The 16602-nt window shown below is 40.5% G+C and carries 20 protein-coding genes; all 20 read left to right on the top strand.

Going from position 1 to position 16602, the window contains the following annotated elements:
• Positions 1–1364 (top strand): anaerobic carbon-monoxide dehydrogenase catalytic subunit (locus FKZ43_RS05490; RefSeq protein ID WP_181180274.1); only part of this gene is annotated, 1364 nt, incomplete at its 5' end.
• A 30-nt stretch (positions 1365–1394) separates the two neighbouring features.
• Complete coding sequence (locus FKZ43_RS05485; RefSeq protein WP_140944862.1) at positions 1395–2279, top strand: ATP-binding protein; 885 nt, start codon at positions 1395–1397, stop codon at positions 2277–2279.
• Positions 2280–2293: 14 nt separating this feature from the next.
• Entirely contained in the window at positions 2294–3541 is a 1248-nt protein-coding gene (locus tag FKZ43_RS05480) for an NAD(P)/FAD-dependent oxidoreductase (protein WP_140944861.1), read from the top strand.
• A 2-nt stretch (positions 3542–3543) separates the two neighbouring features.
• A complete protein-coding gene (locus tag FKZ43_RS05475) occupies positions 3544–4008 on the top strand; it encodes a GNAT family N-acetyltransferase (RefSeq protein ID WP_140944860.1) in 465 nt (154 codons plus the stop codon).
• A 23-nt stretch (positions 4009–4031) separates the two neighbouring features.
• Positions 4032–5135: a hydrogenase small subunit gene (locus FKZ43_RS05470; RefSeq protein ID WP_140944859.1), complete on the top strand. Its 1104-nt coding sequence runs from the start codon at positions 4032–4034 to the stop codon at positions 5133–5135.
• Positions 5136–5138: 3 nt separating this feature from the next.
• Entirely contained in the window at positions 5139–6875 is a 1737-nt protein-coding gene (locus FKZ43_RS05465; RefSeq protein WP_140944858.1) for a nickel-dependent hydrogenase large subunit, read from the top strand.
• Between the two features lie 21 nt (positions 6876–6896).
• Complete coding sequence (cybH, locus tag FKZ43_RS05460; protein ID WP_140944857.1) at positions 6897–7634, top strand: Ni/Fe-hydrogenase, b-type cytochrome subunit; 738 nt, start codon at positions 6897–6899, stop codon at positions 7632–7634.
• Positions 7631–8101 (top strand): HyaD/HybD family hydrogenase maturation endopeptidase, encoded by a 471-nt coding sequence (locus tag FKZ43_RS05455; protein WP_181180273.1) that lies wholly within the window; start codon positions 7631–7633, stop codon positions 8099–8101. The genes cybH and FKZ43_RS05455 overlap by 4 nt, the downstream gene beginning before the upstream one ends.
• Positions 8091–8465, top strand: coding sequence for a hydrogenase expression/formation C-terminal domain-containing protein (locus tag FKZ43_RS05450; RefSeq protein ID WP_140944855.1), 375 nt, complete (start codon positions 8091–8093; stop codon positions 8463–8465). The genes FKZ43_RS05455 and FKZ43_RS05450 overlap by 11 nt, the downstream gene beginning before the upstream one ends.
• Before the next feature lie 102 nt (positions 8466–8567).
• On the top strand, positions 8568–9275 hold the full coding sequence (locus FKZ43_RS05445) for a carboxypeptidase regulatory-like domain-containing protein (protein WP_140944854.1): 708 nt from the start codon (positions 8568–8570) through the stop codon (positions 9273–9275).
• 13 nt (positions 9276–9288) lie between these two features.
• Positions 9289–10140: a cytochrome c oxidase subunit II gene (locus FKZ43_RS05440; RefSeq protein WP_140944853.1), complete on the top strand. Its 852-nt coding sequence runs from the start codon at positions 9289–9291 to the stop codon at positions 10138–10140.
• A 23-nt stretch (positions 10141–10163) separates the two neighbouring features.
• Positions 10164–11930 (top strand): cytochrome c oxidase subunit I, encoded by a 1767-nt coding sequence (locus FKZ43_RS05435; RefSeq protein WP_140944852.1) that lies wholly within the window; start codon positions 10164–10166, stop codon positions 11928–11930.
• A 64-nt stretch (positions 11931–11994) separates the two neighbouring features.
• Positions 11995–13038 carry a COX15/CtaA family protein gene (locus tag FKZ43_RS05430; RefSeq protein ID WP_140944851.1) on the top strand — a complete coding sequence of 348 codons (1044 nt, stop codon included), beginning with the start codon at positions 11995–11997 and terminating at the stop codon, positions 13036–13038.
• Positions 13031–13870 carry a heme o synthase gene (gene cyoE / locus FKZ43_RS05425; protein WP_140944850.1) on the top strand — a complete coding sequence of 280 codons (840 nt, stop codon included), beginning with the start codon at positions 13031–13033 and terminating at the stop codon, positions 13868–13870. Before FKZ43_RS05430 ends, cyoE begins: the two co-directional genes overlap by 8 nt.
• Positions 13871–13890: 20 nt before the next feature.
• A complete protein-coding gene (locus FKZ43_RS05420) occupies positions 13891–14445 on the top strand; it encodes a cytochrome c oxidase subunit 3 (RefSeq protein WP_140944849.1) in 555 nt (184 codons plus the stop codon).
• Positions 14432–14533 carry a cytochrome c oxidase subunit 3 gene (locus FKZ43_RS11710; RefSeq protein ID WP_140944886.1) on the top strand — a complete coding sequence of 34 codons (102 nt, stop codon included), beginning with the start codon at positions 14432–14434 and terminating at the stop codon, positions 14531–14533. Before FKZ43_RS05420 ends, FKZ43_RS11710 begins: the two co-directional genes overlap by 14 nt.
• A 23-nt stretch (positions 14534–14556) precedes the next feature.
• Positions 14557–15222 (top strand): cytochrome c oxidase subunit 3, encoded by a 666-nt coding sequence (locus tag FKZ43_RS05410; RefSeq protein WP_140944848.1) that lies wholly within the window; start codon positions 14557–14559, stop codon positions 15220–15222.
• 25 nt (positions 15223–15247) lie between these two features.
• On the top strand, positions 15248–15562 hold the full coding sequence (locus FKZ43_RS05405) for a cytochrome C oxidase subunit IV family protein (RefSeq protein ID WP_140944847.1): 315 nt from the start codon (positions 15248–15250) through the stop codon (positions 15560–15562).
• Between the two features lie 20 nt (positions 15563–15582).
• On the top strand, positions 15583–16185 hold the full coding sequence (locus tag FKZ43_RS05400; RefSeq protein ID WP_140944846.1) for an SCO family protein: 603 nt from the start codon (positions 15583–15585) through the stop codon (positions 16183–16185).
• Positions 16182–16598, top strand: a complete 417-nt coding sequence (locus FKZ43_RS05395) for a DUF420 domain-containing protein (protein WP_235894698.1) — start codon at positions 16182–16184, stop codon at positions 16596–16598. Before FKZ43_RS05400 ends, FKZ43_RS05395 begins: the two co-directional genes overlap by 4 nt.
• Positions 16599–16602 lie beyond the last annotated feature (4 nt).

The following is a 16602-nucleotide window of genomic DNA, read 5'->3' as shown; positions in this document are numbered from 1 at the left end:
TTATGAACGCAATGCATAGAACAAGCATGGGGAATGACGCCGATCCAATTAACATTTTGCTTGCTGACCTTCAAATGGGGTTGATTGACGGCTATATGGGTTTGACTATGGCAACGGAACTTTCGGATGTTTTGTTTGGAACTCCTAAGCCAATCCGTAGTTTTGCAAACCTTGCAACGATTAAACCTGAATATGTCAACATAGCTGTTCACGGTCATAATCCGCTTTTGTCTGAAAAAATTGTTGAATGGGCTGACAAATTAAACGAGAAAGCGAAATCCTTGGGTGCAAAAGGTATAAACATAGTTGGAATTTGTTGCACTGGGAATGAGGTTTTGATGAGACATGGGATTCCACTGGCTGGGAATGAGTTTCAGGCAGAGCTTGCGATCGTGACAGGAGCTCTTGATGCAATGGTTGTTGATTACCAATGTATTTGGCCAATTCTTGCTGATGTCGCCTCTTGTTATCATACCAAGCTTATTACAACGATGCCTTTTGTAAAGATTCCCGGAGCGATGCATTTAGAGTATTCGCCTGAAAAAGCCGATGAGGTTGCAAAACAAGTGATTGAAACCGCTCTTGAAGCTTATACACGCAGAGACCCAAGCAGGGTTTATATTCCTGACGGAGCTGAAGAAATAATTGCTGGATTTTCAGTTGAAGCTTTGCTTGAGGTTCTAAAGAAAATCAATTCCGATGACCCACTCAAACCGCTGATTGATAACATAGTGAATGGAAATATTTTCGGAGTGGTTGCAATCGTTGGCTGTCCAAATCCAAAGACGAGACGACTTGCTTTTACGGAGAGAATGATTAAGGGATTGCTCAAAAATAATGTCCTTGTCATCGTTACTGGGTGCATCGCTCATATAGCTGGACAAGCTGGTTTCTTGAACCCGAACAAAGTTGATTCATTTGAAGTTGGGAACGGCTTAAAACAGGTTTTGAAAGCGCTTGGTAATGTTGCTGGTTTAAATAGTTTGCCAGTTGCAATTCATATGGGCTCGTGTGTTGATAATTCAAGGATCGGTGTTTTGCTAAAAGCTTTATCTGAGCGACTTGGGTTGAAGGTTTCGGATCTGCCAGTTGTAGCTTCGGCGCCAGAGTTAATTTCTGAAAAAGCGATCTCAATTGGAACTTGGGCACTTGCTCTTGGTGTCACAGTTCATGTTTGCCCACCGCCGAGAGTCCTTGGAGGTCCAAAAGTAAGAGAGGTTCTTACAAAAGAATTGAAATCAATTACGGGTGGAGAAGCATACGTTGAATGTGACCCAGAATTAGCAGTGAAAGGAATACTTGACAGAATCCGTCAAAAGAGAATTGCTTTGAATTTGCCAGTTCCTGAGGCGGTTGTGATTTGAACAAAATGAAAAACATAAAATTTAATTGATATGTCGTTTACAACAGCGGATGAAAAGGAAAGAGATAAAATCATTGCGGAAATTTTATCTGAAATTCCAGATGTTGAAAATAAAGTTGAACTTGGCAAGAGGATAGTCATAACTGGAAAAGGCGGTGTTGGTAAGACGGTTATTTCGGCTGTGCTTGCGTATTTGTTCGCTGAAGCTGGTTTAAAAGTTTTAGCTGTGGATGAGGACCCGCAGATGAATTTACCTTTCGCACTTGGAGTGCCTTTTGAAAAAGCAAATGAAATTATCCCGCTAAATAAACAGCTTGATTATATTGAAGAGAAAACAGGTGCAAGACCAGGGACAGGTTGGGGGCTGTTCTTCAGATTAAACCCTGATGTCAGTGATGTCGTTGATAGATTTGGTCTAAGGATCAGGGAAAATTTAAACCTTCTTGTAATGGGAACTTTTCAACAACCCGGGGTCGGATGTGCATGCCCTGAAAATGATTTGCTTCAGGCGGTTGTAAATTATATCAATTTACGCAAAGGAGAGGTCATAATTATGGACACAGAAGCTGGACTTGAACACTTTGGGAGGGCGATAGCAAAAGGATTTCATCACGCTGTAATTGTTTCCGAGCCAACATTTAATTCTATCTTTGTGCTAAATCAAGCAGTGAATCTGGCGAAAAAATTGGGGATTCCACATATCCATCTTGTTTTCAACAAAGTTAGAGATGAAGAGACAAAGGTAAGGGAAATTTTATCGGGACTTGATAGCAAGATTTTGAACTTGCCAATTTATTTCTTGCCGTGGGATGAAAATGTTTTTAGATTTGAGCCGTTGGTTGAGCCGTTGATCAAATCAGGTTCGCCTTTTGTTCTGGCGATTAAAAAACTTTTTAAAGAGCTGATTCAAAATTAAATGAGTAAGTTTTTGTGAAAATTTTTATCGTAGGAAATAGTATCGCAAGCATCTCAGCCGTTCGCGAGATAAGAAAATGGGACACGAAAAGTTCAATAAATGTAATCTCAAAGGAAGCGCTTGAGCCGGGGATGCCTTACTATTCCCCGGTCGTTTTGCCCTATTATATTGAGGGGACCTTGTCAAAGGAAAATTTATTTTCAATACGAGATGACTTTTACAGGTATATGAATGTGAACCTGAAACTTGGCGAGCGAGCTATTAAGGTTGACGCTAAAAATAAAGTTTTAATGACTGACAAGAGTGAATACAAGTATGATAAACTCCTTATAGCAAGTGGGGCTTCGCCGAGGTTACCCGGTATCCCGGGGGAGAGGAATAAGAGGGTTTATGTTTTGAGAACTTATGAGGACGCAGAAAAAATCAAAAGTGATGATTCAAAAGAGGTTGTCATAATTGGGGGCGGACCGGTTGGTGTTGAGTCGGCACTTGCACTTTTAAGGTTTAAAAAGAGGATAACAATAATTGAGATAGCGCCTTACATCTTGAGCACTGTTTTCAGCAGACGGGTTGCGGAAATGATTGAGAGACAACTTATTGAAAATGGGATTGAAATTTTAAAAGAGGAGAAGCCAATTGAAATATCAGGAAATCCTGTTAAGTCCGTAAAGACGAATAAAAGAAAGATAAAATGCTCATCTGTGATAATCGGGGTTGGGGTTGTTCCAAATGTTGATTTTGTAAGTGGTGTTTTGAAGTTTGGACCAAGGGGTGGAATTCTTGTTGACGACAAAATGCGCACATCTGAGCCAGATATTTACGCTGCTGGTGATTGCATTGAGCTAAGAAGCGTAATTGATGACTCAATAAGACCTTTCCCTGTTTGGGCTAACGCAATGGAAACGGGAAGGGTTGCGGGGGCAAATATCGTAGGAAAGAATGTTAATTACGAGGGCGGTATAAGAGTTAATTCGCTTACCGTTTTTGATAAGGTTTACTTTTCAATCGGAGATGTTTACGATGAAGAGAAACTTCGCAAGGAAATTAAAGGCGACGGGGTTATTGAACTTTACTATTTTGAAAGAAATCGCCTCATTGGTGCCGAAATCGTTGGAGATGTTAAATATGCGGGACTTATAAAAAGTGTCATCAGAAGAAAAGTCAAAATTAACATAGATAAATTCAACGGTTTTCGCGACCTCATCGGGATGACAGCACCTTCCTCTAAACCTGTTAAAATTTTTGAACAAAGTTTGCTTTGAATTTGAAGAGGCAACTTTTTGAGAAGATTGAAACTAAGGAGTTTTCGGCTTACGATATGGAGCATATTGTAAAGTTTCAAAAGGAATTAAAAGAGAAGGGATGTTATAGCTTTTTTTGTGAGAGGATGTTTATTGAACTTTTAAAAGAAATACAGAGTTCGGGAAGTTTGTTTGGTAGAATTGCCTATCTTGGCGACAAGCCAGTTGGATTTATTTTTGGGGATACGCAACCCAAATGGTATCAAGGTCCTGAGTGTGCTTGGCTTATAGCAATTGTTGTCCATCCGGATTACAGAAGGAGAGGCATTGGAAGACGTCTTTTGGTTGAGTTTCTTGACAAGGTTAGGGAGCTTGGATTGAGAAGGGTTTGCACGGTTACTGAATTTGCGGATGAGGAGACGCTCGGCTTTTTGCGGAAGATGGGATTTAAATATGGGAGATTTGTTCAACTTGAAAAACAAATTTGATAAAACAAAGGGAGGTTTTAAAGATGCAGAGGCAGGAGACATTTTATGAGGCGGTGAAAAGAAGCGGGATCTCAAGGCGTGATTTTTTGAGGTTCTGTCTTCTTACCACCGCCTATCTTGGGCTTGAGAGCACAATGTTTCCGAAAATTGTTCGTGCCCTTGAGTCAAAACCTCGTCCCCCAATTTATTGGCTTAACTTTGCAGCTTGCACTTGTTGCACGGAGTCATTGATAAGGTCTTCACATCCGTTGATTTCAGATGTCGTCTTAAATATAATCTCGCTTGACTATATGGAAACGATTCAAGTTGCAGCTGGTCATCAAGCGGAGGAAATAGTTTGGGAGGGGATGAAAAAGAACTTTGGAAATTATATCCTCGCTGTTGAGGGTTCTGTCCCAACAAAGGATGGGGGTGTTTATTGCACAGTTGGCGGAATGACAGCGCTTGAATATCTTAAAAAAGCTTCTCAAGGCGCAAAAGCGATCATCTCCGTCGGTTCTTGTTCCTCATTCGGTTGTGTCACGACAGCACATCCAAATCCAACGGGAGCTAAACCGATTTACAAGTTGATAAGCGATAAGCCAGTTGTAAATATCCCGGGTTGCCCGCCAATAGCTGAAGTTATTGTCGGAACGATAGTTCATTTAATTACATTTGACTCTTTGCCAGCGCTTGATAACTTGAAACGACCGAGGGTGTTTTATGGACAGAGAATTCATGACAAATGTTATCGCAGAGCATTTTTTGATGCGGGTATGTTCGTTGAGAAATTTGATGATGAAGGAGCAAGAAAGGGATGGTGTCTGTATAAAGTTGGTTGTAGGGGACCGGTCACATATAATGCTTGTTCGGTTGTCAGATGGAATGAAGGGACAAGCTTTCCGATTCAATCTGGACATCCCTGCCTTGGTTGTTCCGAGCCAGATTATTGGGACAATAGACCACTTTATCAACATGTTGCGGATGTTCCTTTGCCTGGATTTGCAACGGCTGATGACATAGGTAAAGGATTTGCAATTGGGGTTGCAGTTGCAACAGGGGCTCATCTTGTAGCTTCAATTGTTAAAAAAGCAACCCAGAAAGCGAAAGAATCAAAAGTTGAAGAAAAGAAACAAAAGGAGGAGTGAAAAATGGCACAAAAAGTTGTAATAGACCCGATGACCCGAATTGAGGGTCATTTAAGAGTTCAAGCTATTGTTGATGGAAATGTTGTTAAGGATGCCTCATGCACAAGCGCTCTTTTCAGAGGAATTGAAATAATTTTGCGTGATCGCGACCCAAGGGAAGCTTGGGCGTTAGCTGAAAGGATTTGCGGTGTCTGCACCCTTGTGCATGCAGTTACATCCGTCAGAGCAATTGAAGACGCACTCAAAATTGAAATTCCGAAAAATGCGAACTTGATAAGAAACATAATGATCGCTACGCTTTTCGTCCATGACCATGTGGTTCACTTCTATCATCTCCACGCCCTTGATTGGGTTGATGTCGTATCCGCTTTGAAAGCTAACCCAAAGGCAACGGCTGAGCTTGCTCAAAAAATTTCAAATTGGCCAAAGTCATCCGTTGGATATTTCACTGATGTTCAAAATCGGCTGAAGAAATTCGTCGAGTCGGGTCAGCTTGGAATTTTCGCCAACGCATATTGGGGTCACCCCGGATATAAGCTTCCCCCAGAGGTTAATCTCCTAGCTGTTGCTCATTACATTGAAGCTTTGAATTGGCAAAAGGAGATTGTTAAAATTCATGCTGTTTTCGGTGGTAAAAATCCGCATCCAAATTTGATCGTTGGAGGTATGCCATGTGCTATCAATTTAAATCATCCCGACGCGATAAACATTGATAAACTAGCGCTTGTTAAATCAAAAATTGAAGAAGCAGAGCAAATCGTTGAGCAACTCTACTGGCCCGATCTCGTTGCGATAATGTCTTTCTATAAGGAATGGGCAAAATGGGGCGGTGGCGTAAGTGATAAAGGTGTCCTTGACTACGGTGAGTTCCCAGAAGTATCAGCCGATGTCAAAACTATTATGAAGACGAACAGGTGGAAGGGTGGAGTCGTTTTAAACGGAAACTTGAACGAAGTCCACGAAGTTGATCCAACTGATCCAGAGCAAATTCAAGAATATGTTTCCTACTCTTGGTTTGAATATTCAAAGGGTGATAAAATCGCGTTTCATCCCTGGGAAGGGGAAACGAACCCGAAGTATACTGGACCAACACCGCCGTGGGAATTTCTTGACATGGGCAAAAAATACTCCTGGATGAAAGCCCCGCGTTGGAGAGGTAAGCCAATGGAAGGGGGTCCACTTGCCCGCACGATAATCGCCCTGGCTCATAAAGACGACGAAGTTAAAGCATATGTTGATGAAGCACTGAAAAGACTTGATCTTCCATTTAAAGCGATATATTCAACATTGGGGAGAACAATTGCAAGAGGAATTGAAACAAGAAGAGCAATGAACATGCTGAAGAAACTTTACGATGAGCTTATCACGAATATAAAGGCTGGCGACTATCAAACTGCAAATATGGAAAAATGGGACCCGTCAACTTGGCCAAAAGATGAACTAAAAGGGGTTGGAGTTTATGCTGCGCCTCGCGGAGCCCTTGCACATTGGGTCAAGATAAAAGATAGAAAAATTGCAAACTATCAAGCTGTCGTCGCAACTACCTGGAACGGTTCTCCACGAGATGCAATGGGACAAAGAGGTCCAATGGAAGAGTCATTGATCGGTGTTCCTCTGCATGACCCACATAAACCACTTGAAATTTTAAGAGTCATACATTCCTTTGACCCTTGCCTTGCGTGTTCAACCCATGTCCTTGATGTTAACGGAAATGAGATAACGAAAATTGAAATTTTATAAAAAGTAAGGAGGGTGTGAAAAATGCAAGCAAATCAAATTTATCGCGTTGAAAGTGAATGCGTGACGAGGTACTATGTTTGGGACCCTGTGGTCAGGATAAGCCATTGGATTAATGTCATCGTTGTTGGCGTGTTAATTTTTACAGGGCTTTATATTAGCACACCATTTTATCGCCCCAATGCTGATGAGCCATTTAGTGCAACTATTATGGCGACGATGAAAAATTTACACTTCCTGTCAGCAATAATTTTTACGCTCAACGGTTTGTTTAGAGCATACTGGTGGTTTGCGGGAAAAACTTACAGACAATGGTTTAGATTTCATATCTGGAGAGCTGATTTTTGGAAAGAAGCGTGGTGGAAATTAAAAGATTATATAACTCTTCGCTATACCGACTATGAACTTCACACACTTGGTCATAATACGCTTGCCACATTAACTTATGTTATCCTTTTCCTTGCTGCCTCTGTCCAAGGTTTAACTGGTTTTGCGATGGCTGGGAGAATAAACCCGGGTGGTTTCTTTGATACCCTTTTCGGTTGGGTTATACCATTATTCGGAGGAGAAGCAAATGTTAGAATGATACACAAAATGATAATGTGGGGAATAATTGGATTCATGATTCATCATATAAGCTTTGTGATTTATCTTGAGGTTTTCCGCGAGAAAGGGATGCTCTCGTCTATGATAACCGGACTTAAAACAAGACCCTTGGGATGGGAACCAATTGAAAAGCCATGGGAAAAGAAAGAGAAATGAAAATAGGTATCCTTGGAATTGGAAATCCATTGCTTGGGGATGATGGATTTGGCGTTGAAGTCGTGAAGCGACTCTCTCAAGAAATAGGGGAATCGCCAGATGTTGAAATAATTGATGGCGGTTCCCTCGGTATTTATCTTTTGCCATATCTTGAAGGTAAAACACATCTGATTGTTATTGACGCAATTAATTTTAACGGCAAGCCAGGAGAGGTGGCGAAGTTTAAACTTGAAGAAATCCCGAGTTATATAGGTTTTAAAGTATCGGAGCATCAAATAACATTTCACGAGGTGGTAGCTTTGATGAATCTACTTGATATAAAACCAAGTGAAAGTTTAGTGGTTGGGGTTCAGCCGAAAACGAACCAATGGGGGGATAAAATGAGCCCGGAGGTAACCGAAGCTATTGATAAGGTCATTGATGAAATCAAAGAACAAATAAAAAAGTGGAGAGAAAGTGCAAACTAACTTAACAAATGCAATTTTTATCATAAACGAGATAAAACATGCCCTTGTTGAACTTAAGAACGAAAAGAAGACAAGAACGATAAATTTGAGTAATTTCCCCCTATCGTATGATGAAGCGAAGTTCCTTGATGAGTTCCTCGGTCGCGGCAGTGTCAAAATAATATATGAGAGCGAAGGTTTAACCGTATGGCAAGAGACGAAATTCCCGGGCGTTTGGTGGGGTGAATATAGAAACTCAAGCGGAAAAATAATTTTAAGGACGATTGAGATAACGCGCTTTCCAGAACTTGCAATGTCACAGCTTGAGGATATAGAAGAGGGAATAAGTGATTTAGAAAGAGCCATATCGGAATTTGTAGGCTGATTTTTTCGTCCCTGTTAAGGCGGAAAATTTGACTTTTATTTTTTTGTGTATTAAATTAAGACGAAATTTATCCTAATTTAAAAATAAAATTCAGATTGAAAAATGAAGAAATTAATTTCGTTTGGTTTAGCAATTTTACTTACCACCTTTAGTTTCTCCCAAAATGCCACTGTAAAAGGGGTTGTGAAGTTCGTCGGGGAAGCGCCAAAGCCGAGGTTGATAAGCATGAAAGCAGATAGGCAGTGTGATGCAATACATGGGGGCAAATCTGTGACCGCTGAGGATTTTGTTGTTAATCCAAACGGGACATTGAAATGGGTGTTTGTCTATGTGAAGGAAGGCGTAAAGGGAAAGTATAACCCGCCAAGTGAACCGGTTGTTCTTGATCAGCAGGGCTGTTGGTATCATCCACGTGTTTTTGGGATAATGGTTGGGCAAAAGCTTGAGATTAGAAATAGCGATCCGTTGCTTCATAATGTCCATGCCACGCCGAAGAAGAATAAACCATTTAATATTGGACAGCCGGTTAAGGGAATGAAAACTTATCAAACATTTAGCACACCAGAGGTTATGGTTCCATTTAAATGCGATGTTCATCCTTGGATGTCTGCTTACGCTGGTGTTCTTGATCATCCATTTTTCAGTGTTTCAAACGATAAGGGAGAGTTTGAAATTAAGAATCTTCCGCCTGGAACATACACAATTGAAGCATGGCATGAGAAACTTGGAACATTAACACAGACGGTCACGGTTAAGCCCGGTGAGACAAAGCAAATTGAATTCACTTTTGAAAGGAAAGGGAAAAAATAATTTGGAGTTAAATATGAGCGAAAAACAAAGCAAATTTCACGGGGGATTGTTAATTTTTTTCTTTCTCGTTGGGATAATTGCGACATTGTGGATTGTGATAAGAAATGGTTGGTGGTTGCCTGAACTTGCAAGCGAACATGGAGCTGTGATTGACAGAATTTTTATAACGATACTTGTGATATCAGGTATTCTTTTTATCTTAAGTGAGTTCGCTCTTTCATTTTTTGTGTTTAAATATGCTGGGTCTTCGGAAAGAAAGGCGTTTTATCTTCCGGGAAACACGAGGAAAGAAATTTTGTGGTCAATTATTCCTGGGACACTTGTAGTTGTGCTTCTTGAGGTTAGCGCTGAATTTCTCGGAGGGGCTTCGCTTTGGGGTAAACTTCACGGTGAGGTTCCAAAAGATGCGTTCCTTGTTGAGATAACCGGTGAACAATTCGCGTGGAATTTAAGATATCCAGGACCTGATGGGAAATTTGGTAGAACTGATCCAAAGTTGATTTCACCTGATAATCCGCTTGGTATTGATATAAGCGATGAAAATGCAGAGGATGATATTGTTTTTCCAGCTGGGCAAGGGATAATGTATTTGCCTTTGGATAAACCGGTTGTGATGTTGATTAGGTCAAAGGATGTGCTTCACAGTCCGTTTTTGCCGAACTTTAGAGTTAAACAAGATGCTGTCCCTGGGATGACGACGAGAGCGTGGTTTGTGCCTAAAAAAGCTGGTGAGTATGAACTTGCATGTGCTGAACTTTGTGGACTTGGACATTATAGAATGAAGCTGCCCGTTATCGTTGCTCCTGAGGAGGAGGTAAAGGAGTGGTTAAGTCAACAAACACCGGCGGTTGATTTATACTATTAAAATTAAAATATGGAGGTTTGAAAATGGCGCAACATTCGCATGTTGAGGTTGAAGTGCATAAGGAAAGTTTTATCCGAAAATATATTTTCAGCACGGATCATAAGACGATAGCAAGGCAATACTTAATAACAGGGGTTATATGGGGTTTCATTGGTATGTTTTTGTCTTGGCTTATGAGATTACAACTTGCGTATCCGAATCAGCCATTCCCAATACTTGAAAGGTTTCTTGGGAAATGGGCTGAGGGTGGAATTTTAAAGCCGGAATTTTATGCTGCTTTGATAACGATGCACGGAACGATAATGGTGTTTTTTCTTTTGACCGCTGGTCTTAGCGGGACATTTTCAAATTATCTGATACCTTTGCAGATTGGTGCGAGGGATATGGCGTTTCCTGTTTTGAATATGCTTTCTTATTGGGTGTTTTTTGCTGCTTCTGTTGTGATGTTGATTTCATTTTTCATTCAAACTGGTCCAGCTGGTGTCGGTTGGACATTTTATCCACCATTGAGTGCTTTAAAGAACTCAATCCCTGGGGCTGATCTTGGGGCGACGCTTTGGCTTGTGAGCATGGCTTTGTTTATAGTTTCCTCGCTTCTTGGAGCTTTAAATTACATCACCACTACTTTGAACTTCAGAACGAAAGGGATGTCAATGTTCAGGTTGCCGATAACGGTTTGGGGTATGTTTGTGACGGCAATTCTTGGTCTGCTTTCTTTTCCTGTTTTGCTTGCTGGTGCAGTGATGTTAATTTTTGATCGCGAGTTTGGGACAAGCTTTTTTGTCCCAAGCGGACTTGTGCTTGCAAATCAGCCAGTTCCACACGAAGGTGGAAATCCAATTTTATGGCAACATCTTTTCTGGTTTTTGGGACATCCCGAGGTTTATATTGTTTTGTTGCCAGCTGTGACACTTGTCGGTGAAATTCTTGCAACCAACTCACGGAAACCACTTTTTGCTTATAAAGTTTGTGTTGGTGCATTGATAGGAATTGGCGCTTTGAGCATGATTGTCTGGGGACATCACATGTTCGTCAGCGGTATGAATCCAATCCTCGGGGAGATTTTCGTCATTACGACACTTGCAATATCGTTCCCGACAGCAATTTTGATTTTTAATTATCTTGTCACGCTCTGGCGAGGGAATTTAAGATTTACTCCCGGGATGCTCTTCGCAATCGGATTTCTCGGTTTGTTTATACCTGGGGCGCTCACCGGGGCATTTTTAGGGACAGCTCCCGTTGATATACAATTGCACGATACATATTTTGTAGTTGCGCATTTCCATTTCACTATGGCAACAGCTTCAACATTTGGTATGTTCGCCGGGGTTTATCATTGGTTTCCAAAGATGTTCGGTAGAATGATGAACGATAAACTTGGGAAGATCCACTTTTGGTTGACATTCATCGGTGTTTATTTGATTTTCTTCCCGATGTTCTTCCAGGGAATAGCTGGAGTTCCAAGGCGATATTATTCGTTCACGGAGTATAACTTCACTTCTCAATTCGTTGGTTTAAACAAGTTCATCACGATTGCAGCTTTTATCGTTGGTTTTGCCCAGTTTATTTTCCTGTTTAATTTCTTCTGGAGCATGTTCCGTGGTCCAAAGGCGGATAAAAACCCCTGGAAAGCGACGACCCTTGAATGGCAAGCGGATTCACCACCGCCTCATGGCAACTGGGGACCGGAGCTTCCGACGGTTTATCGTGGTCCTTATGAATATAGTGTTCCAGGAGCTGAGGAAGATTATATTCCACAAACAGTTCCTGTTAAAGTTGAGACAAAATGAAGTTTTAGGGGAGAGTGAGGGATACTCTCCCCTGGTTTTTAAAATTTAAAGTTGGTGAGTTTTAATGTATTCAAAAAGTTTAAATCGGTTTGCGACTTTAACTGCAATTTTTGCTGTCTTTCTTATAGGAGTTGGGGCATCGGTTACAAGCACTGGGTCTGGAGATGCGGTTCCTGATTGGCCACTTTCTTATGGAAGTTTATTTCCGAGGATGGTTGGTGGAGTTCTATATGAACACGGGCATCGTCTTGTTGCTGGAACACTTGGAATTTTAATAACTATACTTATGGTTTGGCTTTTGAAGAGTAAACAGCCGAAGTATATGAAAGTTTTTGGTGTGGTTGCCTTCATTTCTGTTCTGCTTCAAGCACTTCTCGGTGGGTTAAGAGTTCTCGTTGTGTCAAATCCAAAACTTCAAAATACAGTTGTTGAAATTTTCTCCGTCTCGCATGTTGAACCGGTTAGAATAGCGATTGCTATAACCCACGCAACACTTGCAGAAATTGTTTTATGTATGACTTTTTTAATTTCGCTTTTTACATCACGGCTTTGGGGTGAGTTCAAGCTTAAAGAGGTCAGCACTGGGTTTAGAATAGCCAGGTTATATACGATTGTCTTTGTTTTCTCATTCATTCAAATTTTGCTTGGCGCACTTGTGAGACACACGGGCGCTGGCTCAATAATACCTGATTTCCCGCTTTCCTTTGGGAAAGTTATTCCTCCGTTTGGAAATCTTCCATATGATCCAAATGCTCCTTTCCCGATAAGTTATTCCGAGCTTCAATTTAAAGTTGCGCTTCATTTTGCACATAGAGTTTGGGCATTCGTTGTGGCGGGTGTTGGGATTTATGCTTCAATTCTTGTCATCAGAGGGAAAATTGAGTTCATGAAGGGTTTCGCGTTTTTGTGGCTTGCTCTTATCTTGCTTCAAATTTTGCTCGGGGCTTTTGTCGTATGGACGAAACTTTCAGTTCCGATAACAATTTTACATGTCGCTGTTGGTGCAACGATTTTTGGTTTGAGTTTGATTTTAACAGTGCTTGGATGGAAGGGATGCGGATTAGGTGAGGTTGAGTCAAAAGTTAAAATTGGTGTTAGCCATGGTTGAGTTTCTTCATTTGATAAAACATCGTTTGACAACTCTTGTCGTTTTCACTACAGGGATGGGATATTTGATCGCTTTGAGGGGGGGTATGGATTGGTTTCGTTTTTTAAGTGTAATTGTTGGTGTCTTTCTCGTCGTTGGGGCAGCAAATGCGATGAATCAAGTCCTTGAAGCCGAAGCCGATGGAAAAATGAAAAGAACTATGCAAAGGCCAATCCCATCCGGTAAGATGAGCCGAACGAAGGCAACATTTATAGCAACTGTTATGCTGATTTTAGGTCTTGCGATTCTTTATAAATTTGTTAACTTGTTAAGCACTTTGCTTTCCTTTCTTGCCTTTGTGATTTATGTTTTCGCATATACTCCTTTAAAAAGGATAACTCCACTTTGCACATTCGTTGGGGCAATACCGGGCGCGATACCCCCTGTCATAGGTTGGGTAGCTGCAAGCGGTAAAATTGAAGTTGGAGCTTTGATATTATTCGGGATTCAGTTCCTCTGGCAGTTTCCACATTTCTGGTCAATTGCTTTGATATGTAAAGCTGATTATGAAAGAGCTGGATTTAAGGTCTTGCCATCTGAAAATGACAGGGTAACTGCGATTAATCTCGTGATTTACACATTTATGCTTTTGCCTATGAGTTTAATGCCCGCGCTTGCTGGTTTTGCAGGGAAATACGCTTTCATAGTTTCTTCTTTGGGTGGAATTCTTTTCTTCGTCCAGTCAATTATGCTTTTGAAAGATGTCTCAGTCAAGTCAGCTAAAAAGATAATGTTAGCTGCTGAAGTTTATTTGCCGTTGATTTTAATTTTGCTTTTAATTGACAGGGTTTAAAAATAAAAATTTTTCAAGCGATGGTAATTGAAAAAGAGAAAAAAAGCGGTATCACAAATATAGATATTGGCGGGACTTTTAACAATGGAGGTGGTGGTGCGGGCGGGCATTCCTCCTATGCCCTCCCCATAAACCCCGCCAAATTCGGGCTTTGGCTCTTTATATCGGCTATAATCATGCTCTTTGCTGCTATAACAAGCGCATATATAGTAAGACACGCTGCTGGGAACTGGCTTAGATTTAATCTACCAAGCATTTTTTGGTTTAATACTTTCGTTCTAATTTTAAGCAGTATGATGATACAGTTGAGCTATCTTCGCTTAAAGAAGGATAGAATTTTAGAGTTCAAATTTCTTTTCCTTGCCTCGGCATTGCTTGGGATTACATTTTTAGTCGGGCAAGTAATTGGATGGGGTCAGTTGAGAAGTTATGGGGTCTATGTAAACACCAACCCTTCAAGTTCGTTCTTTTATCTTTTGACATGGCTTCACGGACTGCATCTTTTTGGCGGGGTTGTATCTATGATTTATGTTTTAATTAAAGCGTTGAAAGGGTTTTACAATTCAAGGAAATAAGCTTGGCGTTGAACTTTGCATAACATACTGGCATTTTCTTGGTGTCCTTTGGCTTTATCTTTTCATCTTTATAAAGTCAACGATTTAAAAACAAAATTTGAAGGAAGTTAAATGACACAGGAAGCGATTTTTGAGCAGGAAAGGGTCTTGAAATCAGATTGGGGCGGTGGTAAGTCGCCATTTGGCGTTTCAAGGGAAAAGTTCACAATGTGGATTTTTATACTTTCGGATGCTTTTACATTCGGAGGATTGCTCGCTGGTTATGGCTCTCTTCGTGCAAGCTTGCCTGAGTGGCCATCACGAGTTGAAATTTTTTCATCTTTTCCTTTCATTAATGCAAAATTACCGCTTATGTTCGTCAGCTTAATGACATTTATTTTGATATGTAGCTCTTTGACGATGGCCCTTGCTGTTGATGCTGGAAAGAGAATGGATAGAAAAGGTGTTTTGAAATATCTCGGTCTGACGATTCTTGGCGGTTTGACATTTTTACTTTGTCAAGCATACGAATGGGGACACTTAATCCATGAGGGTGCTCGTTTGACTTCAAATCCTTGGGGTGTTCCGCTTTTTTCAGCATCATTTTTTGTCATAACTGGATTTCACGGCTCCCATGTGTTAAGTGGAGTTATAGTTTTAACAATTATGGCGATAAGAGTTGCAAAGGGAATTTACGATAAGAGAGGTTCTTATGAAGGCGTTGAAGTCGCTGGACTTTATTGGCATTTTGTTGACCTTGTCTGGGTGTTTATATTCGCCTTCTTTTATCTTCTTTGATTAAAAACAAAAAGTGAATTTGAAAATGACCGAGACAACACATCAAACCGGGAAAAGAGTTTATTATCGCGTTTGGTTTCAACTTCTTGTTATCACTGTCGTTGAGGTAGTGGTTGCTTTTTTGCCGATATCTCATTCTTTAATGGCTGTGCTCTTTACAATTATGGCGTTGATGAAGGGAAGTTTAATAGCTGGATATTTTATGCATTTGAAATTTGAACGGCTCGGATTTATTTATACGCTTGCGCTTCCGTTAATTTTGATAGTCGCTCTTGCAGCTGCTTTAATTCCAGATGGAACTGTTGCATTGTTTATGCGACTTGGACTGGGCTATTATTAAAAAAATTGAATCAAAGTTTTATGGCTGGTAAAAAAATTGTGCTTGCGATATTAAGCATCGCTTTTGGAATTGCTGTTGCTTTTATGATTGAGATAAAAAAGATGTCATCTGCGGAAATTTTGCCCGTTTACGGTGAGATTCCCGACTTTAACTTGATTGATCATCACGGTGAGGTGATAAATCTTGATAAATTTAAGGGCAGTGTTTGGGTTGCTGACTTTTTCTTCACAAGTTGTGCTGGGATTTGTCCAAGGATGACGGAGCAAATGACAAGGGTTCAAGAAGCGTTTAAAGATAATAAAAAGGTCAAACTTGCATCGTTCACGGTTGACCCTGAGACAGATTCTGTGTGGGTTCTCTCAATGTACGCAAAGGGTTGGGGAGCTATTGACGGTAAATGGTTTTTCGTAACAGGTGAAAAAAGGAATATATACGAACTTGCAAGACAAGGATTTAAACTTCCAGTTGAAGAGGGCGATGGTGGTCCAGGGGATTTCATACATAGCGATAGGTTTGTCCTTGTTGATGGGAAAGGTAGAATTAGAGGTTATTACTCGGGAACCGATCCTGATGAAGTTGATAAATTGATAAAAGATATCAAAATAATCTTGAAAGAGCGGTGATAAAATTTTTGCCGAGTTTGAATGCTTTATTCAACGCTTTGAGTTTTATGTTCCTATTGCTTGGATTTGTGAATATAAAAAGAAGAAATGTTAAAGCACATAAAAAGTTTATGCTTTCAGCTTTTTTCTCATCTTCACTTTTTCTCGCTGGCTATTTAACCTATCATTACACAGCCGGCATAACTCGCTTTCAAGGAATCGGATTTTGGCGGGTTGTTTATTTGACGATTTTGACATCGCATACTTTAATTGCGGTTTTTGTCTTGCCAATGGCGATTCTGACATTAGCGTTCGCTTTGCTTAAAAAATTTGATAAACATCCAAAAATTGCTCGCTATACATTGCCACTTTGGCTCTATGTCTCGTTAACTGGTGTTATCATTTACTTTATGCTTTATCACATTTTTAAATGAAATT

The sequence above is a fragment of the Candidatus Thermokryptus mobilis genome (assembly GCF_900070205.1).
Lineage (GTDB): Bacteria > Bacteroidota > Ignavibacteria > Kryptoniales > Kryptoniaceae > Kryptonium > Kryptonium mobile.
Note: the sequence above shows the minus strand (reverse complement) of the source record. Positions and strands in the feature narration are given on the sequence as shown.